The 19,457-nt window shown below is 74.1% G+C and carries 17 protein-coding genes; 2 read left to right on the forward strand and 15 right to left on the reverse strand.

Annotated elements, in window-relative coordinates; translation table 11 throughout:
- Window positions 1–421: 421 nt before the first annotated feature.
- From LJ221_RS11430 to LJ221_RS11450, 5 genes are all read right to left on the reverse strand, one after another.
- Window positions 422–1,501 carry a phosphatidylinositol-specific phospholipase C domain-containing protein gene (locus LJ221_RS11430; protein ID WP_241715960.1) on the reverse strand — a complete coding sequence of 360 codons (1,080 nt, stop codon included), beginning with the start codon at window positions 1,499–1,501 and terminating at the stop codon, window positions 422–424.
- A 608-nt stretch (window positions 1,502–2,109) separates the two neighbouring features.
- The gene (locus LJ221_RS11435; RefSeq protein ID WP_241715963.1) at window positions 2,110–3,255 is read right to left on the reverse strand and encodes an alkaline phosphatase PhoX; all 1,146 of its coding nucleotides are present in this window, start codon (window positions 3,253–3,255) and stop codon (window positions 2,110–2,112) included.
- A 188-nt stretch (window positions 3,256–3,443) separates the two neighbouring features.
- Window positions 3,444–5,087 (reverse strand): NAD(P)/FAD-dependent oxidoreductase, encoded by a 1,644-nt coding sequence (locus tag LJ221_RS11440; protein WP_241715965.1) that lies wholly within the window; start codon window positions 5,085–5,087, stop codon window positions 3,444–3,446.
- Between the two features lie 71 nt (window positions 5,088–5,158).
- Complete coding sequence (locus LJ221_RS11445) at window positions 5,159–5,662, reverse strand: hypothetical protein (protein ID WP_241715967.1); 504 nt, start codon at window positions 5,660–5,662, stop codon at window positions 5,159–5,161.
- Entirely contained in the window at window positions 5,659–6,126 is a 468-nt protein-coding gene (locus tag LJ221_RS11450; RefSeq protein WP_241715969.1) for an SRPBCC family protein, read from the reverse strand. The genes LJ221_RS11445 and LJ221_RS11450 overlap by 4 nt, the downstream gene beginning before the upstream one ends.
- A 226-nt stretch (window positions 6,127–6,352) precedes the next feature.
- Here LJ221_RS11450 and LJ221_RS11455 point away from each other — a divergent pair, with 226 nt between their 5' ends.
- Complete coding sequence (locus tag LJ221_RS11455) at window positions 6,353–7,261, forward strand: Gfo/Idh/MocA family protein (protein WP_241715971.1); 909 nt, start codon at window positions 6,353–6,355, stop codon at window positions 7,259–7,261.
- 989 nt (window positions 7,262–8,250) lie between these two features.
- Entirely contained in the window at window positions 8,251–9,402 is a 1,152-nt protein-coding gene (locus LJ221_RS11460; protein WP_241715973.1) for an ATP-binding protein, read from the forward strand.
- 212 nt (window positions 9,403–9,614) lie between these two features.
- On the opposite strand, the gene LJ221_RS23455 is transcribed toward LJ221_RS11460, so the two are convergent.
- The 10 genes from LJ221_RS23455 to LJ221_RS11510 all read right to left on the reverse strand — a co-directional run bounded on the left by LJ221_RS23455 (window position 9,615) and on the right by LJ221_RS11510 (window position 19,431).
- Window positions 9,615–9,836 (reverse strand): DUF6011 domain-containing protein, encoded by a 222-nt coding sequence (locus tag LJ221_RS23455; protein ID WP_308314764.1) that lies wholly within the window; start codon window positions 9,834–9,836, stop codon window positions 9,615–9,617.
- Window positions 9,837–9,944: 108 nt separating this feature from the next.
- Window positions 9,945–10,499, reverse strand: coding sequence for a GNAT family N-acetyltransferase (locus tag LJ221_RS11470; protein WP_241715977.1), 555 nt, complete (start codon window positions 10,497–10,499; stop codon window positions 9,945–9,947).
- Between the two features lie 68 nt (window positions 10,500–10,567).
- A complete protein-coding gene (locus LJ221_RS11475; RefSeq protein WP_241715979.1) occupies window positions 10,568–11,548 on the reverse strand; it encodes a sugar kinase in 981 nt (326 codons plus the stop codon).
- Complete coding sequence (locus tag LJ221_RS11480) at window positions 11,545–12,222, reverse strand: bifunctional 4-hydroxy-2-oxoglutarate aldolase/2-dehydro-3-deoxy-phosphogluconate aldolase (protein ID WP_241715981.1); 678 nt, start codon at window positions 12,220–12,222, stop codon at window positions 11,545–11,547. Before LJ221_RS11480 ends, LJ221_RS11475 begins: the two co-directional genes overlap by 4 nt.
- 150 nt (window positions 12,223–12,372) lie before the next feature.
- Window positions 12,373–13,152: a polysaccharide lyase family 7 protein gene (locus LJ221_RS11485; RefSeq protein WP_241715982.1), complete on the reverse strand. Its 780-nt coding sequence runs from the start codon at window positions 13,150–13,152 to the stop codon at window positions 12,373–12,375.
- Window positions 13,153–13,199: 47 nt separating this feature from the next.
- A complete protein-coding gene (locus tag LJ221_RS11490) occupies window positions 13,200–14,273 on the reverse strand; it encodes a DUF1565 domain-containing protein (RefSeq protein ID WP_241715984.1) in 1,074 nt (357 codons plus the stop codon).
- A complete protein-coding gene (locus LJ221_RS11495) occupies window positions 14,270–14,860 on the reverse strand; it encodes a hypothetical protein (protein ID WP_241715986.1) in 591 nt (196 codons plus the stop codon). Before LJ221_RS11495 ends, LJ221_RS11490 begins: the two co-directional genes overlap by 4 nt.
- A gap of 7 nt (window positions 14,861–14,867) precedes the next feature.
- On the reverse strand, window positions 14,868–16,910 hold the full coding sequence (locus tag LJ221_RS11500) for a heparinase II/III family protein (RefSeq protein WP_241715988.1): 2,043 nt from the start codon (window positions 16,908–16,910) through the stop codon (window positions 14,868–14,870).
- Window positions 16,911–16,918: 8 nt separating this feature from the next.
- On the reverse strand, window positions 16,919–18,676 hold the full coding sequence (locus LJ221_RS11505; RefSeq protein ID WP_241715990.1) for a heparinase II/III family protein: 1,758 nt from the start codon (window positions 18,674–18,676) through the stop codon (window positions 16,919–16,921).
- Window positions 18,664–19,431, reverse strand: coding sequence for an SDR family NAD(P)-dependent oxidoreductase (locus LJ221_RS11510; RefSeq protein ID WP_241715992.1), 768 nt, complete (start codon window positions 19,429–19,431; stop codon window positions 18,664–18,666). The genes LJ221_RS11505 and LJ221_RS11510 overlap by 13 nt, the downstream gene beginning before the upstream one ends.
- Window positions 19,432–19,457: the final 26 nt, after the last annotated feature.

Genomic DNA, 19,457 nt, shown 5'->3' on the forward strand with positions numbered 1-19,457 from the left:
GGGGCGCCGGGGCCGCCGGGGGTACGGGGGGCACCGGCGCCCCCGGCGGTCTTCGGTCGTGCCGCGACGGCCGTGTCCGGCCGGTCCTGAGCCAACGGTTTCATGGGCCACCTCTCGGGAAAGCGGGTCCGGCATCGGCTGAAGGAGGACCGGCCCGCCCGCCCCGCCCGCCCCGCCCCCGGGTTCGCGGTAGAGACGCGGTCCGCGCGGCGGCGGGCCGGGGCGCCCGCCCGGTGGGGAGTGCCCGGGAGCCCGGGTCCCTTCCCACCGGTGCGGGAGAGCCGCCGGCCGTACGCCTGGAGCAGCCGTACCGGGCCGCCGGTCGGCGGAAACGGGCCCCGGGCGAGGACGACACGCACGGGTGTCCACCGCCGCCCTCCCGCGGCCCTTCCGGGAGCAAGGGGGCGGCGGCCGACCCCCGTCAGCCGCGCGGCAGTACGGCGGACAGCACGGACGGCAGCCGGGTCCAGTCGGAGGTGACCACGCTCGCCCGTTCGGCCGCCAGCAGCGCCACCCGGTCGCGCGCCTGACCCTCCGTCGGAACGGTGGCGCTGATGGCGGGGGAGACGGCGTGGGCGTCGGTCATGATCAGCAGGTAGCCGTTCCGGGCGTACCAGGCGGTGTCGATGCCGCCGGAGACGTACGCCGGGGCGTCGCCGTCGAAGACCACGAACCAGGGGCGCAGCGAGACGTCCGCGTAGCGGGTGCGCGGGTCCCCGGACGCGGCGTGGTGCACGGCGGGGAAGGCGGTCGCCTCGCCCAGCCGCCCGGCGGCGGCGAGGTCGCGCAGACGGGCGGCGTACTCGCGGTCGGTCCACAGGGTGTCGAAGGGGTTGGACTCCTCGAAGGTGCCGGGGATGAGATGGATCAGGAACTTCCCCGCCAGCGCGTCCCTGGGGGGCCAGCCCCCGCTGCGCACGGCGTCGTCGAGGGTGGCGTGGCCGGCGGCGAGGTCGCCGGGCCGGTAGAGCGCGTCGCCCAGCCCCCGTGTCACCAGGGCGTCGAACTGCGCGGGCCCGCGGCCGTGGTCGCCGGCGAAGCCGTCCTTCATCTCGATCTTGATCAGGACCGGCCGGTGCCCGGGGTTGGCGTCGTGCCAGGCCCGCATGTCGGCCAGGCAGCCGGCCAGGCTCTGGTTGCGGGGCCGGGAGCGCAGCTCGGCGGGGGAGGAGGCGTTCTCGCAGTTGTTGTCGTTGACCAGCGGGCCGTCGTGGGCCACGCGCCAGCCGCCCGAGTACTTGGCCCACACGTCCAGCTCAAGCAGCGAGGCGCCGGAGTCCAGGGCATCGGCGAAGTAGGTGTACTTGTCCTTCTCGTAGGCGTTGTGCACCCCGACTGAGGTGGTGCCGGAGTACGGCAGACCCCCGGGGGCCGCCGCTTTGGCGGGTAACGGCAGGAGTGCCGTGCTCAGGGCCGCCGCGGCGACCGCCCCGTACCGACCAGCCCGGCCTGCCTTTCCCGCCCGGCCCCGCGTCCGTCCGTTTCCGAAGTGCCGTCTCATCCGTGCCCCTTCTCCGACGAAGTCGATCCCGTCCGAAGGTAGGCCGGTTCGCGCGACCGGGGGAGAGCGTGTGCACGGCGGGCGGGACAACGGAGAGGGAAGACCGGGTGGGGGAGCCGCACTCCCGGCATTCCGTGCGAGCCGCCCTTTTCGCTGCGCGGACGGCTCTTGACATCACGTCATGCCTTCCACAGGGTCATGAACCGGCCGTCCACCGTGATCAACGCCCTGTACCGGTTCGGCGGCCGGTCGCATGGCGCGACACGCGCCATGCGGCGGGCCGGGGCGTGCCCACCGTTTTCCGCGGTGTTCCCGATGTCCCCCGGGGGGCTCCCTGTGCTCGGAAACATCACCGCCGCCCTGACCGCGTCACCGATGGCGGCCGCGGGCCCCGTCCTCACCGGCTCGTCCGCTCACGCCTCGACCACGACGATCTGCGAGACCTCCTCCGTCCCGTCGGGGTAGGTGATCGTCGCTCAGGGCAGCGGCACGTCATGGCCCGGTTCCTTCCCCGGCGCCAAGACGGTCCAGGCTCTCTGAGCGCACCTCTCCCGGGGCGGGCGGCGTGCCCGCCCCGGGAGAGGCAGGGAGTGCGGGAGGGGGAGCCGTCAGCGGCGGAAGGGACCGGAGACCTCGAACGTGATACCTCCCAGCCCGGCCGGATCGCCCAGGGTGCCGCGCTGGGAGGAGAAGTAGAGCCGGGAACCGTCCGGGGAGAAGGCCGGGCCGGTGATCTCGGAGTCGCCGTGGCCGTCGAGCCGGATCACCGGGGCCACCGCGCCCTCGGGCGTGATCACGTTGATCTCCATGTTGCCGCCGTCCTCCGCCACGTACAGGTCGCCGCCGGGAGTGCCGGTGATGTTGTCGACCCCGTCCAGCGGGGAGTCCGCGTCGTAGGTCACCGACAGCTCGTTCCGCTCGGCGTCGTAGGCCCACACCCGGTTGTCGCCCTTGGTGGTGAACCAGCAGGTGCCGCCCGCGTAGTGGCAGCCCTCGCCGCCGTCGAAGTGGCGGGCGGCCGACACCTGGTGGCGCGTCTGCCTGCCGAACAGCGGCGCCGACGGGTCGGGGACCTCGCGCCACTCCACACCGCCGCCGGCCGACTCGCACAGCACGTCCAGCCGGCCGCGCGACAGATCGCCCCAGACCTCGGGGGTGTAGCGGTAGAAGCAGCCGTCCGACTCGTCCTCGGTCAGGTAGACCACACGCCGGTCCGGGTCGCAGGCCGCGGCCTCGTGCTTGAAGCGGCCCATCGCCTTGTGCGCGACCGCCTCGCGCCGCCCGTACGGATCGGTCTCGAAGACCCGGCCGCGCCAGATCTCCTCGCACGACAGCCAGGTCCGCCACGGGGTCGCCCCGCCCGCGCAGTTGAGGTTGGTGCCCTCCAGGACACGGTAGGCCCGGTCGATCGAGCCGTCGGCGCGGAAGCGGATCGCCGAGGCGCCGCCCACCAGGGGGACCTCGGAGTTGGAGACGTAGATCCAGCCGTCGCCGTCCGGGTAGCAGGCGCCGCCGTCGGGCGCCGGGTGCCACAGGACTCCGCCGACCGGCAGGCTGGAGCGGGCCACGATCCGGCTACGGAACCCCTCCGGCAGCGCCACCCCGTTGGCGTCCGGCGCCCGCAGCGGTCCGTACGGGCCGGCCGTCGCGGTGGAGACGCCGGCCGCGGTGGCGGCGCCCTGCCACAGGGCGCCGGAGAAGGCGACGGCCCCCGCGCCGGCGGAGGCGGTCCTCAGGAAGGTGCGTCGCTGCATGCGGACTCCAGGCGTGTGAGGGAACGTATGAAGGACGTGTACACGTCACCGTTGCGCGCCGACGGCGTCGGGCGAAGGGGGCCGGGGGAGAAGATCCGGTGAACAGCCGTTCACACGGGCGACGGCCCCCGGCCGCGGTCGGGCGCCCGGAACCCCGGACCGCGTCCGCCTCGCCGCGGACGGAACGGCTAGCCGAGCCGGCCCCGCGTCCGCATGGCCGCGCGCTGGGCGGCGGCCTGGGCCGGGCCCGTGACGTAGTGGAGCAGGGGGCGGGCGGCGGCCAGGGCCGCGCGGGCCGCGTTGGAGCCGCAGGCACCGTGGACGCCCCCGCCCGGGTGAGCGGACGCGGAGGCGAGGTAGAGGCCGCGCACCGGGGTGGCGGGACGGCCGGTGCCGGGGACGGGACGGAAGAGGAGCTGCTGGTGGACGGCCGCGGTGCCGCCGTTCAGCGCCCCGCCCACCAGGCTCTCGTCGCGCGCCTGGAGGTCCGGCGGGGCCATCACGCGGCGCTCCTTGACCAGCTCCCGGAAGCCCGAGGCACGGCGCTCCACCTCCTCCTCCACCCGGTCGGCCATGGCCTCCCGCTCGTCCGGCCCCCAACGGCCCGTGATGCCCTCGCCGCCCGCGTCGCCGCGCACCCGCTGGGGCAGGTGGGTGTAGGCCCAGGCCGACTCGGTGCCCCTGGGGGAGCGGGAGGGGTCGGCGGTGGTCATCTGGCCCAGCAGGCAGAACGGCCGGTCCGGCACCAGGCCGGTGGCCAGCTGGGCGCTGTGGCGGGTGAGGTCGTCCATACCGTCGGCCAGATGGACGGTGCCCGCGCCCGCGGCCCCGGGGACGGACCAGGGAATGGGCCCCGACAGCGCCCAGTCCACCTTGAACGTCGAGGTGTCCCACTGGAAGCGGCGGATGTCGTCCTGGAGCCTCAGAGGCAGGTGCTCCCAGTCGACCAGTCCGCCGTACAGCGCCGGGGCGGGGACATCGGCCAGGACCGCCCGCCGCGCCCGTACGGCGTCGCCGTCGGCGGTCCGCACGCCGAGCGCGCGCCCGCCCTGGACCACCACCCGCACCACCCGGGCGCCGCAGCGTACCGTCCCGCCCCGCGACCGAAGCCGGGCCACCAGGGCCGCGGTGAGGGAGCCGGCGCCGCCGGCGGGCACCGGCCAGCCGTACTGCTGGCCCAGCATCGCCAGCAGCCAGCCGTAGACAGCGCCGGCGGTGGATTCCGGGAAGAGGTCGGTGTGCAGCGCGCACCCCGCCAGCAGCATCGGCCCGCCCCGGCCGCCGAACTCCTCCTCGCCCAGGCGCCGCACCGGCAGCAGCAGGGTGCGCAGCAGGCGCAGCCCCCCGGCCGCGCGCAGCCGGGCCAGCAGCGACAGCGCGGGGCGCACCGGCGGGAAGGGGGCGAGGAGGGCGTCCAGGAGGTCCGGGCCGAGCCCGTCCCACAGACGCGTCAGCCGCAGGTACGCCTCCCCGTCGCCGGGCGCGAAGGACTCCAGGCTCGCGGCGGTGTCCTCCCGGTCCCGGTGCAGCACGGGGCAGCGCCCGTCGGGCAGCGGATGGGCGAGGACGGACGGCGCGTGGCTCCACCTCAGGCCCCAGCGCTCCAGTTCCAGGGAGCGGATGACGGGCGAGGCGGCGGCCAGCGGATGGAAGGAGCTGAACAGATCGCTGACGTAGTCGGGGTGGACGCCGCGGTCGCTGCGCACCGCGCCGCCGGGCTCGGGCTGGGACTCCAGGACCAGCACCCGCCAGCCCGCGTCGGCCAGCAGGTTCGCGGCCACCAGTCCGTTGGGGCCGGATCCCACCACGACGGCGTCGTACGCCTCGGACATCCGCGGACAGCCTCCTGTACGACGGAAACGGAAACGGCGGGAGTGCGGGACGGGAGGCGCGGGGGCGCCGGTCAGTCCGCGGGCGGTGCGGTGTCGGGGCGCGCGGTGTGGGCGGGGTGGCCGTGGGTGCGGCGGGCTTCCTTCATCTCCGCCTCGTACAGGTGCTTCAGGCCGCCCGTCAGGCGGTCGCGCACCCAATCCTCCAGTCGCGCGAACGGCTTGTAGTAGTGCGAGTCGTAACCCTCGACGATCTGGAACGTCCAGTGGCCCGGGATCACGTTGCGGCCCAGGACCTCGGTCTCCAGCAGCTCCGCCTCCTCGGTGTGCCCAGCCTCGCGCAGCAGGTCCACCGCCTCGCCCAGCAGCAGGTCGGAGCGGCCGGTCATCTGGTGGAAGGAGTACAGATGGCCGCGTGCCCGCTCGGTCGCCTCCAGTGCCTCGGTGACCTTGCCGACGGCCTCGACCGTGGCGTCGTCCACGCCCGGCGGGCGGCGGTGCGCCCGGTCGGGCCGGTCCTCGGGTCCGTTTCCGGGGCGGCCCGCGCCGCGGGCCCCCCCGGTACGTGTGTCCGTCACGCGTACCTCCCCGCTTCCCGGCCGGCCCCGCTCCGGCCGGACTCCACCACGTTCCGCAGCCGCGACAGCATCAGCCGGTGCCGCATCTGGAGTGCCACGTCCAGGGGCGCGGTGTGTATCTGGGCCACCGCGCCGCGCAGGGGGTGCTCGTCCATGGTGATCAGCGAGCCCTCGCCCCAGGGCTTCACCGAGATGGCGATGCGGGCCGTGCCCAGCCGCCCCGCCGACGCCTCCAGTTCGAGCCGCCCGGACGGCTCGCAGACGCGCACGATCGTGTGGCCGCGCTCGGTCAGCGGCCCCATGCCGGTGGTGTAGCGCAGGGTCGTGCCCACCTCGGGCCAGTGGCCCTCGGACTCATGGGTCTCCCGGGTGCCCACGACCCACTTCTGGTACCGCTCGGCGTCGCCGAGGACACCCCACACCCTCTCGGGCGTCCTGTTCACCCACACATGTCGCACTGCCATGCGGGGCCGGGTACCCGCTTTCGCGCGAAGCACCGCCGGGGCACGGCAGCCACCCCCTTACGGGCGAGCCCGCCCTCCGCCCGCGCCGCCCACCCGCGCCGCCGTCCCCCGGCCGGAGCGGGTGTCACGCGCCGGCGGGCGTCTGGCATGGTTGGCGGCGCCCCGCTCGTCCGCACCGGTACAGCGACCGGTGCGGCGCTCCGCACAGCCAAGGAGAGACCGCGACATGAGATTCGGCCTGCTCGGCACCGGCCCCTGGGCTCAGCTCGCCTACGGCCCCGCACTGCTCGCCCACCCCGACGCCGAACTGGCGGGGGTGTGGGGCCGCCGCCCCGAGGCGGCGGCGGCCGTCGCCGAACGGTTCGGCGGCCGGCCCTACGGCGACGTGGACGCGCTCCTGGAGGAGTGCGACGCGGTCGCCGTGGCGCTTCCCCCGGACGTACAGGCGCCCCTGGCCGTACGGGCCGCCGAGGCCGGCTGCCATCTGTTGCTGGACAAGCCGGTGGCCACCACCGTCTTCGCGGCCCGCGAGATCGCCGGGGCGGCCGAGGCGGCCGGAGTGGCCTCGGTGGTCTTCTTCACCCAGCGGTTCCGGCCCGAGGCGGCGGCGTGGCTGGAGGAGCAGAGGCGGACGGGCGGCTGGCAGCTGGGCCGCGCCGACTGGCTCGGCGGCATCTTCGCCGAGGGCGCCGAGCCCAGCCCGTTCGCCGACTCGCCCTGGCGGCGGGAGAAGGGCGGCCTGTGGGACGTCGGCCCGCACGCCCTGTCCATGCTGCTGCCGGTACTCGGCGACGCGGCCGACCTCGACGGGTCGGTGGCCGCCGTCCGCGGCGACGGGCAGACCGTCCAGCTCGCCCTGCGCCACGCCTCGGGCGCCTCCAGCACCTGCGCGCTCGGCCTGGCCGTCGCACCCGCGGCGTCCGTGACCCGGGTGGAACTGCGCGGCGCCGCGGGCGCGGTGGAACTGCCTGACGGGGAGACGGACGCGGTCGACGCCCTCGGGCACGCCGTGGACGCCCTGATCGCCTCGGCCCGCACCGGTGAGCCGCACCCGTGCGACATACGGTTCGGGGTGCGGGTGACGGAGATCCTCGCGGCGGCGCAGGCCCGCCTCGACGGTACCCGGCCGGCCTGAGGGCGCCTCACTCCCGGCGCAGGCTGACCCCGCAGCCCGCGCACAGGGTGTACGTCCAGTAGCCGTCGCGCCACAGCTCGATTCCGGCCGGTTCGGCACACACCCAGCACACCGGAGGGCCGCCCGGCTCCGGGCGGCCGGGCGGCCGGGCGCACAGCACTCGGCACACACCCAGCACACCGGAGGGCCGCCCGGCTCCGGGCGGCCGGGCGGCCGGGCGCACAGCACACGGCGCACCACCACCGGCAGTGGCCCGGCGGGGTGGCGCCGGGGATCGGGGCAGTAGGCCAGGCTGTGCCACCGGCGCCGCTCCGCCTGCCACGCCTCGGCACGGCCGGGCTGCCGCCGGCCCGCGCGCTTCTCGCGTGCCCTCCGCCCGGCGTACGCCGCCTCGGCGGCCAGCCACACCTGCCGTGCCGCGTGGAGTTCCTCGACGGCCCGCACCAGCGACTCCGGGTCCCTCTCCGGCCTGCCCGGTATGCCCGCGCTCCCGCGCAGATGGTGGTACGTCGCCCGGAAGCCGTACGGAGCGAAGTGCTGCAGGCACGTGCGCAGATCGCCCAGCCGGCGGTGCACCGGCCGTGCCGCGTCGTGCACACGGGCCCGGTGCGTACCGAAACTGCTCATCCTCGCCCCCCTGTCGTCCCACGGAGAGGATGACCGCACCCTGCCCCATCCGACACCTCCGGCGGGAGCGCTTTCCGTACTTTCCCCGGAGGCGGCGCACCGCAAGGCGGTCGCCCGTCGGGTGACGGAACGGATGCCCGGCCGTAGCCAGGGCTCCCCGGAGTGTGAATCGGGCCGAACCGGGTCGAATACGGAACGAAGTCGCGGGTCCGGGCCACAACGCCCGCTTGATTACCCACTGTGCCGATGCATGTTCTTCCAGTGTTTGTCAAGTCTCCGCAGCGGCTCCCCGGATCCTCCTATGCTCCCTGTCACGCGGCGAGTCGCGGCCGCCCCCAGCCCACCCCAACGCGAGGATGCCCATGGAGCACGCCGACTCGTTGACGGGAGGCCGCCGGCCCCTCCCCGGGGGCTCGTGGCTCGCCCTCCCCGTACTGGTGGCCGCCTGCGCGGCCGTGGCCTCGTTCTCCGCCGCCGCCCCGGCCCGTGCCGCGGTCGTCTGGTGCGGAGCCGCGTCGACCCTCGCGGTGGCAGCGGCCGTCTGCGAGGTGGTCAGGCGGGGGCGCGCGCTCACCTCCGTCCGGCAGCGGGAGGAACGCCTGCTCGCCGACCTGGAGCACTACTGCCTGGAGGTCATGCCGCCCGTCGTCGAGGCCGTGCGGCGCGGCGAGGCACCCGGCGACGTACTGCCGCCCTCGCCGCACCCCGCCGACTCCGACCCCCGGCTGGTGGCCGCTCACGAGAAGCTGACCGACACCGTCGTGAGGGCGGTCCACGACCGCGGGTTCCAGCGCGACTCCGCCCGCCGCGCGATCGTCGACATCGCCTGCCGCATCCAGGCCGAGACGCACCGCCTCCAGGCCGACCTGCGCGGAATACGGTCCGAGTACCCGGCGCCCGGGACCCTGGGCGACCTGACGCGCCTGGAGCACGGCGTCAGCGTCGTCGGCCGCGCGGCCGCCGGCCTGGCCGTCCTGGGGGGCGGCGGCCCGGTGCGGCAGCGGCAGAAGCCCGTTCCCCTCCACGACGTGCTGCGCGCGGGCAGCGCTCCCATCGCCGAGTACCCGCGTATCGGACTGCACCGCGTCGCCGAGGTCGCGGTGCTCGGCCCGGCGGTGGAGCCGCTGAGCCTGGTCCTCAGTGAGCTGATGGACAACGCCACCCGCTACTCGCCGCCCAGCACCAAGGTGGTCGTCAACACCGAGGAGGTGGTCTCGGGTATCGAGGTCTCCATCGAGGACGAGGGCGTCGGCCTGACCGAGGAGGCCCACCGGCACGCCGAGCTCCTGCTCGCCCGGGCGCGGAACGGGCTGGACCTGGAGGACCTCGGCGAGACGGCCCGTATGGGCCTGCGCGTCGTGGGCGTCCTGGCGGGCCGCCTCGGACTGGGGATCTCCCTGCGGCCCTCCACCCGAGACGGGGTGTGCGCGGTCGTCTTCGTTCCGTACGACCTGCTCACCGCGCTGCCGGCGGAGGCCTGCGCCCGGGCCGGCGGCCGTCCCCCGGCCCGGTGATCCGGCGACAGGCCATGGCCGGACCGACCCCGACCGCGCCGACCAGGCCGAACTCCCGCGGCCGGTGGACGCGGTTGGTCATGGGAAGACCTCCCGTACGGATCGGGTGCATGCCGCTTTCCCGCCGTGGGAGACCGTGAGGGAGTGGGGTAAACGCCGTGCCGGAGCACCGACGGGAACAAGCCATGCGCCCGGCGCCGTCCCAGGAGCGCTCACAACCCCGGCAGCGCCTCCTGCTCGACCTCCCGGCGCCCGGGTGCCGGGGCCGTGCGCACCGCCAGCTTCTCCCGGCACTCCAGGCCCAGGCCCCACAGCCGCGCCCGCCGGTTGCGCAGCGGCCGTCCGCACATCCGGCACGTCACACGCGGCCGGCCGCCCTCCCCGGGCGGCTCGGGGCTGCCGGGCAGCGGTACGGGATCGGGTTCGGCGCTCACCTCACCGGTCTACCAGACCCCGCCTCGGCGCACGAGGACGCCCCCGTCCGGCCCGCGCTCCCGGGGGCCGGAACCGGAAACACCGGCCACCAGGACGCTCCGTGCACCTCAGCCGCCGGCTTCCGGCCCGGTCGCGTCGGCATCGCCGCGGGCCCCGGTACGCCATTCCTCCTCAAGGAGGCCGAACACCAGCGAGTCCCGCCGGCCGTCCCGGTTCCGCGCCGTGTTCCGGTGGTGCCCCTCGCAGGTCATGCCGAGCTTCGTGAGCACCCGGGACGATCCGAGATTCCGCGGGTCGCAGGTGGCGTGGATCCGGTGAAGCCCCAACCGGTCGAAGCCGAGTGAGAGGAGCGCACACCCGATCTCCGTACCGACGCCCCGCCCCCACACCCGTGGATGCACGATGTAGGTGATCTCCCCCCGGCGCCGCGCTCGGCTGCGAATGTGCAGTTCGCCCATACCGACGACGGTGTCCCCCGAGCGGGCCACGTGGGAGAACCTCCGCTGAGGCCGTTCCGACCAGGCGTCGACCGCCGTCCTCACGAAAGCGCGCGTCTGCTCCTCGGTGTTCGGTCCCCAGGGCTGGAACAGACACGCCTCGGCGAGGCGGGCCCACGAGTGGACGGCTCGCCAGTCGCCGAGTGTGATCTTCTCCAAGGTCACCGGGGGCCGGGTCACGGGACGGTTCCGGCAGACGGGAAAGGAGACGGACACGGGCCCGGGAGCACCGGTCACCGGAGGACGTCTCCGGCTTTCAGGAAGGTGTCCAGCTCGTCGCGGGTCGGCAGCAGTTCGCAGTCGCCGGGCACGGACACGGCGTAGGCGCCCATCGCGCAGGCCGTCCGGAGGCGTTGGGCGGGGCCGCCGCCCTCCAGGCGTTCGGCGAGGTATCCGGCCACGAACGCGTCGCCGGCTCCGACGGTGTCGACGACGGGAACGGACAGCGCCGGCTCCGCGTGCGTCACGCCGTCGAGCCTGGCGGTGCATCCCCGGGAGCCGGTCTTGACGACGGCCTCGGCCGGCCCCAGCGCCGCCAGGTCCATGGCCAGGCGCTCGGGGGCGGTGGCGTGGGAGCCGAGGACGAGCTGGGCTTCCTCGACTCCGGCGAACACGATGTCCGCCTCCGTGACGAGTCCCCGCAACTCGCGCCGGGCAGTGTCCCGGTCCCAGAGCTTGCTGCGGTAGTTCACGTCGACACTGACGAGCACGCCGTGTGCCCTGGCCGCGGCGACGGCGTACCGGGTGGCATGGCGGGCGGAGGCGCTCAGGGCGGGGGTGATGCCGCTCAGGTGCAGGATCGCGGCCTGCCGGACCGCGTCCACGGGGAGGTCGTCGGAAGTGAGACGGGAGCCGGCCGAACCGGCGCGGTGGTAGTCGACGTGGACCACGCCGGCGGCCCGTTGGTGGCGGACCATGAGGCCCGTGAAGGACGGGTCCCGGACCGTGACGGCCCGGACGCCCTCGGCGCGCAGGCGGCGTCCGACGAGGTCTCCGGCCGCGTCGCTTCCCACCCGGCCGATCCAGGTGGCCGGAGCGCCCAGGCGCGCGACGCCGATGGCCACGTTGCTCTCGGCCCCGCCGATGCCGAAGGTGAAGTCACGCGCGTGCTCCAGGGTGCCGATCGCCGTCGCCACGATCAGTCCCATCGTCTCGCCGAAGGTGAGCAGGCCGCCCGTGGTCCGCGGCGCGGGTGCGGTGTGGGCGTCTGTCATCGGGCCGCCCTGGCCTCGGAGACGGCCATCACGGCCCGGCGGGCGCGGTCCGCGAGGCGGTCGTCGGCGCCCTCGGTCGCCGCCGGGCCGATGAGGGGGGTGCCCAGACCCACGGCCGCGGCCCCGGCCGCCGTCCACGCCGGGATGTCGTCCAGGGAGATGCCCCCGGTGGGGATGATGGGGATGCCGGGAAGCGGTCCGCGCAGGTCCGAGATGTACCGGGGGGAAACGGCGGAGGCCGGGAAGAGTTTCACGGCGGGCGCTCCGGAACCGGCGGCGGTGTGGATCTCGGTGGGGGTGAGCGCGCCGGGATAGGCCGCCATGCCCGCGGACCGGGCCGCACGGACGACGCCGGGCGCCGCGACGGGGGAGACGACGAAGCGTGCGCCGGCGTCGGCGCAGGCTTCCGCCTGGCTGTCGGTCAGGACCGTCCCCGCCCCGATGACCGCCTCCGGTCCGTGGGCGGCCGCGAGTTCGCGCAGGCACTCCAGGGCGCCGCGGGTGGTGAGGGTTATCTCGATGGCGCGGATGCCGGCGTCGAGCAGCGTCCGAGTGATCGCGGGGAAGTGCTCGGCCGTGGGAGCACGCAGGATCGCGATCAGTCCACAGGCGGTGATCTCCGAGGTGGTCTGGCACTCCGGCCGCGCGGGTGATGGGTCTTTGACAGCGTTCACTTGCGCTTCTTGTCCTGTCTGCTGTGGGTATTCCGTCTCGGAGGCCGGCGGCCCGGTTGGGGCGAAGCCGGGACGAACCCGGCTTCGCCCGCTGTACCGTGCTGGGTGGTGCCGGGCCCCCTAGGCCGAGGCCCGGCACCACCCTGTCCTTCAGGAGTGGGTGACCTTGAGCTTGTAGATGCTGGTCTGCCCGTAGTTGGAGCTGCTGCACGGGGAGGAGTTGCCGCAGTTGGCCTGGGTGTAGCTGCCTGCCTTGAAGTAGTTCCCCGACGCGGTGTGCGCGATGGTCGTCTGGAGGACGCCGTTGTAGTAGACCTTGATCTGGCCGTTGCTGACGACGAACTTGCCCTCGTAGACGGTGTTCAGCTGGTAGTTGCTGGTCACCAGCTTGTGGTGGGTGTCGTTGCCCTTGGTGATGTAGAGGCTGTTGCCTTCCAGCCGGAAGACCGTCACGTCGTCGTCACCGTCGTGGATCTGGGCGCCGACGACGTGCGGCTTGTCGTCGGGAAGGCTGTTGAACGCCTGCCGGAAGGTGAGGGTGTGGGTGCCCGAGGTCGCCGACCAGGACGCGTTCTTGGTGCCGTTGTCGGTCATCTCCCGCAGCTCGGCGCGCCCGTAGCTGGAGTTGGGCGTCGTGACGGCGTTGACCGGGGAGCGGAACTGGACACCGGTGCACCTGGAGTTCACGGTGAACCAGGGGCTGGCGGAGAAGGTCTCCAGCGCGGGCTGCTTGATCTCGGTCGGCGAACCGCCCGAGCCGGTCGGCAGTGTCACCTTCCAGTTGGTCAGGTCGAGCTGCTGGGCGGGGTAGTCGCAGGGGTCGGCGGCGGTGGCGGTGCCCGCCACCGCCAGCGGGGCGGTCAGGGCGGCGACGGCCGAGAGTGCGGCCACGCCTGCCATGGTCAGGGTGCGCTTTCGGGTGCGGCTCATGTCTTCTTTTTCCTTCTCGCTGGTTGTGGGGGGTTCCTTGTGGGGGGTCAGCAGGGGCGCGACGGCTCGTACTCGTCCCCGTAGGTGCCCGTCGCGTCACCGCCGGTGTTGCCTGCCAGGGTGTTTCCGCACACCCGGCCCTGCGGGGTGGCCTCGAACTTGATGCCCCCCGCAGAGTTGTGGAGGAGGACGTTGCCCTCGATGTTGTTCGCGGTGCCGTCGGTGGGAGTGTCACCGCCGACCCGGACTCCGGCCCCGACGTTGCCGTAGGAGAGGTTGGCCCGGAAGGTGTTGCCGCTGCCGCGGGCGTCGAGCCCGGCGGACTTGGGGTCCTGCTGGCCGGTGCAGACGTTGTGGTCGACCAGGTTCGCGGTGGAGTTCTCCTTGATGTCCACGCACTCGTTGCCCCGGGTGTCGATCCGGTTGTGGTGGATCCGGTTGTCGCGGCTGACGTCCGGCCGGTCGTCCGGGGCGCCGTGCATGCCCTGCTGCTCGGGGGCGGTGCCCAGGTAGACGCCCTCGCCGACCTTGCCGCCGTCGTTGAAGCGGAAGTCCCACACCCCGCACCCGGTGATCCGGTTGTAGGCGACCTCGGCGCCGGTGATCAGATAGCGCAGCCGTACGCACTCCTCGCCGGCGTTGCGGAAGGTCATGCCGGTGATGCGCAGGCCGTCCACACCGTCCCCTGGAGTCGTGCTCATGACATACAGAAGTTTCTTGCGGTAGCCGGACATCTCGTCGGGGTCGCCGACCAGGCCGTCCATGGTGAACCCGGTCAGCCGGACGCGGTCGTGCTGGACCTCGCCGATGGCACGGCCGGCGCCCGTTCCCTGGACCACGGCGGACGAGGGGCCGGTGATGGTGACATCCGGGCTCCGGGTGACGAAGTCCTGCTGGTAGCGTCCCGGTGCCAGACGGACGGTCGATCCGGGACCGGCCGTGTCCAGCGCCCGCTGGATGCTGGCGAGGGGGGCCCTGCGCGTTCCGTCGTTGGCGTCGTCGCCGTCCGGTGAGACATGGATGTCGTGACCGCCCCGGGGCGCGGCGGACGCGGCGGGCACGGAGGTTCCCGTCAGTGCGAGCAGAACGGCCGCCGAAGCGATGTACCGGGTGATTCTCATACCGGTTTCCTTGCTCTCGTGGGTGCGTACAGGGAGAGGGCCAGTAGCAGGGGCAGGGTGGGGCCGAACAGCAGGGGCCCCAGGGGAACGGGCAGTACCGCCGGCGGGACCAGGAGCAGGGCCAGGAGCAGGGCCAGGCCGCGCCGGGGCGAGCCGAAGGCGAACACCGCCGCGCGGCGGCGGAGCCCGCCCCCGGCCCCGACCGCGAACCCGGCGGTCAGGGACAGGGCGTAGACCGCCAGTACGGCCAGCAGGACGAGCTGGGCGGGGAGCAGGAGGTACGCGACAGGGCTCGCCCTCTCCAGGAGGAAGAGGCAGTTCACCGCGAGGACGGCGATCAGGGCACTGGCGGCGAGGCCGTCCCTCCACAGGGCGCGCCAGCAGCGCGGGAAGGCGCGCAGCGTCCCGGTGAAGGGACGGCCTCCGCCGTCACGCCGCCAGTCCTGGAGCGCGACCGCCGCCGCGGCCAGGGCCGGGAGCCAGGTGACCACGCCGAGCGCCAGCAGGCAGAACGCCGCGCCCGCCAGCGCCGGCTGTGCCACGAACTCCATGGCGCGCAGCGCACCCCGCTCCCAGCCCTTCATCATGCGCCCCCTACACGCCGTCGGTCTCGGTGGGCAGTACGCCGGTGAACGGCTCCTCGGCCCGCAGCCCGACGGTGCCGTCGAACTCGACGCGCCGGGCCCGTACGGCGGCCGTACGCGTGCCGGAGAGGATGACCGCCGCGGCGTCGGCGCTCACGCGTTCCGTCTCGATGACTCCGGTCCGGGGGGCGAGGAGGACCAGTTCGCTCTCGGCGCCCCGGCCGAGGGAGACCGCGTGGCCCTGGTCCGAGGGCAGGAGCACCGCCGGGGCCGGGCACGGGTCCAGCGCGCCCGCGCTGTCCAGGACGGTCAGGAACGTGGCCGTGCGGGTCCGCGGTGTGGTCAGGCACAGAGTGTGCATCGTCTTGCTGACCTTGAGGCTGGGGGTGCTGGAGGTCGGGTTGGCCTCCACGTCGGTGCGCCGGCGCGTGGCCGTGGCGTCGGTGGGGAGCAGCCGGGTCAGCCGTGCGCTGCCGGGCCCCGCCTCCAGACGCCAGCCGTCGGGATCCAGCTGTGTCGTGGGCCAGTCGGTGTGCAGCAGGTACGTCCACTCGCGCGGTGCCGCGGCCTCCAGCTCGTCGAGGACGACCACACGTCCGCGAGGTGTCACCACCAGAGTGCGGTCGACGCGCCGTACCTCCAGCCGTTCGGGGAACATCACGGCGGACTCCGCCGTGGCGTGGGCGAACCCGTCCTCGGCGAGCACGTCCCGCACCCGGGGGCACCGCTCGCGCGGTATGCCCTCGTAGACGTGGTAGCGGCCCTCGTCCGCCCAGCCCTCCCCGTCGACCAGGACCAGGTTGTGGTGCGCGGCGCGCTTGTGGTTGCTGTACCCCTCGTCCACGGCGAGGAAGGCGCCGTGGGAGTGGAGGACGAAGGCGCCCGCGTCGGGGTGGTGGTGACCCGCGCTCATGGCGTCCCAGCCGCCCGCGGCCTTCAGCCGGTGCCCCTCCTCCCAGGCCCGGTGGCCGCCGCCGGGCGCGGCCTTGAAGCTGACGCAGGTGGCCGCGCTGTCCCAGCCGGTGCGCGCGGTGATCTGCCCCAGGTCCGGGAAGTAGGCCGTGACGGGCTCCCGGTCGGGCGGAACGGGGGTCACCCGCGGGTCGTACCAGAGCAGTTCGAGAAACGCCTCGGGCATGACACCGGGGCGCACACCCGACTCGTACGCCTCGCGCCAGAAGTGGCGCTCGGCGACCAGGTCGCCCAGCCACTGGGCCGTGCCGTCCCGGTACGCGGAGGCCAGGCGGTAGTAGAGGGCGACGCTGTGGCCGCTGCGCCGGTCGTGGCAGTCGCCGTGGTCGATGATCTCCTCGAAGCCCGGCGCGCTCTGGTGCAGTCGCCAGCGCGTGGTGTTGCGCAGGAATCCGCCGACCGACCACAGGTCGGCGTTCTCCTGGCGCTGCACGAGGTCGGTGTGGATGGCGAGCCACGGCACCCCGTACCGCCAGTACACCACTCCCTCCGAGTCCGAACCGTCCTCGGGAAGCATCCCGAGGACCGTCTCCAGGTTCCTGCGGGCCGGCTTGGTCCACTCGGGACGTTCCAGCGCGTACCCCGCGGTGGCGATGCCGGTCCAGCAGATCCAGTTGTGGTTCTGCCAGTAGGCGCTCGACCACCAGCGGCCGGCGGTCTCCTCGGCGTACGAGTGGAGACGCTCGCCCTGGAGCTCCAGTTTGGCGCGCAGGATCTCACGCCGCTCCGGCTCCAGGTCCTCGCCCAGCCAGGAGTAGGCGAGGGACAGACCGTGCAGCAGCCAGCCCGCGTCCAGGTCGTGGTCCGGCATGTGGGCCCGGCCCCAGTGGGGGAACGCCGCGCAGGTCGAGATCCAGCGCCACGCCTCCTCCAGGTAACCGCGCTGCCCGGTGAGCCGGTAGGCCAGGGCCAGGTTGGCGGCGGCGGGACCGAAGTAGGTGATGCTCGCCTCGGGGTGTTCGGTGGGCGGGTTCTGCCGGCGGTACCAGTCGCACTGCTCGTACAGCCTTCGCCACTGGGCCGCGTGCGTGCCGTTCAGCTCGCCGCGCAGTGAGTCGAGTCGTCCCTCGAGAAGCAGCATGCGTACTCTCACGCTCCGATGGGATGGGTGGCGACGGTTCCGTCGGCCAGATCGATGTGAACGGTGTGCTCGGACAGGCTCACCCGGCGGACGGGGGGAGCCGCCTCGGCGGACTGGTAGACGGAGACGAACACCGCCCGCCGGCCGGTGAGAGACCAGTCGACGCCCTGACGGACCCGTGCGGGGTCGTCGGCGGGGCCGGGGTGGGGGACGACGGTGAACTCCGCGGGCGGACGTGCCACGTGCCAGCCGTTCAGGACGGCTTCCCCGTCCTCGCCCCAGACGGTGCGGGCGCGGTCGGGGCCCTGGGCCACGACATCGAGAGCGGTGGCCGGACGCAGCTGGGCGGTGAGCCGGTGCTCGGCGGCGGCCTCCAGCACGAGGACGTCGAGCAGGTAGTGCCGGTCCTCGACGACCCTGCGGGTCGCCGTCACCCCGTCGTACGCCTGGTCGCACCGGCCGGTGTCGCCGTCGAGGACGGCGTCGCAGAGCCGCTGCTCGGTGTCGTCGACCCGGAAGGCGGGGTGGGCCGTCGTGCCGGCGTAGTACCGCCGCAGGCTCCGGTGGGCGTACGGTACCTGGCCGGGATCCGGCTGCCAGGCGGTGCCGTCGTCCGCGTAGAGGTAGAGCGACAGCTTGTCCTGGTGCCCGTGCGCGCCTCCGTGCGGTCCGGCGTCCAGCACCGCGTGGACGCCCTCGGTCCGGAACACCGCGTACCCGGCGTCGGGGAAGTCCCGTCGCGACGGCGGCGCGGGGAGCGGAGGGCCCGCGAACCATTCACCGAGGTCCGCGGGCAGCGGTGCGGTGGAGTCGCGCCCGGCGGCCCGCGCGACCGACTCCAGCGGAGTGCCGGCGAACAGCCGGCCGGCGAGCGCTGCCACCTCCGCGATCTCCGCCGACTGCGCCTCGCGCCGGTACGGGCCGTCGTGGAGGGCGGGCAGGGTGCCGTCCGGAGCGGCGACGCCCGCCAGTGCCGAGACCATCGCGCCCAGTACCGACGCCATGCCCTCGGGAAGCCGCTCCGGGCGGGCGCCGCGCAGTGCGAGCAGGTAGGCGTGCAGGACGAACAGGTGGTAATAGGTGCTCGCCTCCCACTCCCAGCCGTCCCGGTGGACCGACACCCGCATGTGGGCGCCGAGGCCGTACTCCTCGGCCAGGCGCACCGCGTCGGGCACGGTCCCGGAGATCACCTCGGCGGCGGACCGGCAGGAGATCTCCGCCGCGGCGAGCCAGGCCGTGTAGTTGGAGCGTTCCTCTCCTTTCCGCAGGAGTTCCTTCCGCGCCGCGCCGGCCGCCTCCCGGAGCGAGTCGAGGAAGGGCACGAGAGCGCCCAGTCCGGAACCGGTGTCGTGGTGCGCCGCGAGCGTGCGGGCCGCGTGGGCGATGTTGACCGCCCAGATGGCCTCGGTCAGCGCCTGGTGGAAGAGCCGTCCGCGCAGCATCCAGTCGGCGCCGCCCGCGTGTGTGTCCGGCAGACCGGCGTAGAGCTCGGCGTACTGGTGCAGCACGGCCACGGCCTCGCGGCGTTCGGCGGGGGTGCCTGCGGCCAGGTGCCGCAGGCGCCGGGCGATCTCCTGGTGCGCCAGGACCGTCCTCGCGCCCCGTACGGCGTCGGTGTCCAGGCGGCAGCCATGGCGGCAGGCGGCGCCGGCGGCGGGGAAGGCCGCGCCGAGCAGGTCGCCGTGGTCGAGTTCGACGCCGTGCGCCGGGCAGACGTAGGCGTGCCACCACCCGCCCGCCTCCTTCGGGACGGTCAGCGCGGCCATGCGCCACCACCGATGTCGAAGGTGGCCCCGGTGACGTACCCGGCCTCGCCGGAGGCCAGGTAAACGGCCGCGCCGGCGACATCGTCCGCGGTGCCCCCCCGGCCGACGGGCAGCTTCTCGACGATGCCGCGCTGGGCCTCGGGGGCGGTGAACGTGTCGTGGAAGGCGGTACCGCCGATGTATCCGGGAGCGAGCGCGTTGACCGTGACGCCGGAGCCGCCCACCTCCTTGGCCAGGCCCTTGGCGAAACCGATCACTCCGGCCTTGGCCGCCGCGTAGGCGGCCGCGCCGGGGCCGCCGCCGTCGTGGGCCGCCTGCGAGGCCATCAGGACGATCCGCCCCGCGGGCCCGGCCTCCCGAACGTGCGGGAGGGCTGCCCGGCAGGTCCGGAAGGCGGAGACCAGGTTGACATCGATCACACGGAGAAAGTGCTCCTCGGTCATCTCGGCGACCGGGACCCGTGCGACGAGGTGCCCGGCATTGGCGACGACGACATCGAGGCCGCCGAGGAAGGTGACGCTCTCGTCGATCAGGCGCTCGACGGCCGCCGAGTCCGTGACATCGGCGCCGAGGGCGGCGGACTTCCGCCCGAGCGCGCTGATCTCCTCCACGACCCGCTCCGCCGGGTCGGCGGAGCTCCCGTAGTGGACGACCACGTCGGCGCCTGCCCGGGCCAGACCCAGCGCGACCGCCGCGCCGATACCGTGGCCCGCGCCGGTGACGAGTGCGCGGCGGCCCGTGAGGTCAAAAGACATAAGAGGTTCTCCGTAGGTGTATCGAA

The organism is Streptomyces sp. CNQ085 (assembly GCF_022614595.1).
Lineage (GTDB): Bacteria > Actinomycetota > Actinomycetes > Streptomycetales > Streptomycetaceae > Streptomyces.

Excerpts from the sequence above, each read along its gene's own strand:
- LJ221_RS11435 (WP_241715963.1), bottom strand. The coding sequence starts at position 3,255 with ATGCAGCGACGCACCTTCCTGAGGACCGCCTCCGCCGGCGCGGGGGCC.
- LJ221_RS11455 (WP_241715971.1), top strand. The coding sequence starts at position 6,353 with ATGAGATTCGGCCTGCTCGGCACCGGCCCCTGGGCTCAGCTCGCCTAC.
- LJ221_RS11460 (WP_241715973.1), top strand. The coding sequence starts at position 8,251 with ATGGAGCACGCCGACTCGTTGACGGGAGGCCGCCGGCCCCTCCCCGGG.
- LJ221_RS11495 (WP_241715986.1), bottom strand. The coding sequence starts at position 14,860 with ATGATGAAGGGCTGGGAGCGGGGTGCGCTGCGCGCCATGGAGTTCGTG.
- LJ221_RS11490 (WP_241715984.1), bottom strand. The coding sequence starts at position 14,273 with ATGAGAATCACCCGGTACATCGCTTCGGCGGCCGTTCTGCTCGCACTG.
- LJ221_RS11430 (WP_241715960.1), bottom strand. The coding sequence starts at position 1,501 with ATGAGACGGCACTTCGGAAACGGACGGACGCGGGGCCGGGCGGGAAAG.
- LJ221_RS11440 (WP_241715965.1), bottom strand. The coding sequence starts at position 5,087 with ATGTCCGAGGCGTACGACGCCGTCGTGGTGGGATCCGGCCCCAACGGA.
- LJ221_RS11475 (WP_241715979.1), bottom strand. The coding sequence starts at position 11,548 with ATGACAGACGCCCACACCGCACCCGCGCCGCGGACCACGGGCGGCCTG.
- LJ221_RS11485 (WP_241715982.1), bottom strand. The coding sequence starts at position 13,152 with ATGAGCCGCACCCGAAAGCGCACCCTGACCATGGCAGGCGTGGCCGCA.
- LJ221_RS11450 (WP_241715969.1), bottom strand. The coding sequence starts at position 6,126 with ATGGCAGTGCGACATGTGTGGGTGAACAGGACGCCCGAGAGGGTGTGG.
- LJ221_RS11500 (WP_241715988.1), bottom strand. The coding sequence starts at position 16,910 with ATGCTGCTTCTCGAGGGACGACTCGACTCACTGCGCGGCGAGCTGAAC.
- LJ221_RS11510 (WP_241715992.1), bottom strand. The coding sequence starts at position 19,431 with ATGTCTTTTGACCTCACGGGCCGCCGCGCACTCGTCACCGGCGCGGGC.
- LJ221_RS11505 (WP_241715990.1), bottom strand. The coding sequence starts at position 18,676 with ATGGCCGCGCTGACCGTCCCGAAGGAGGCGGGCGGGTGGTGGCACGCC.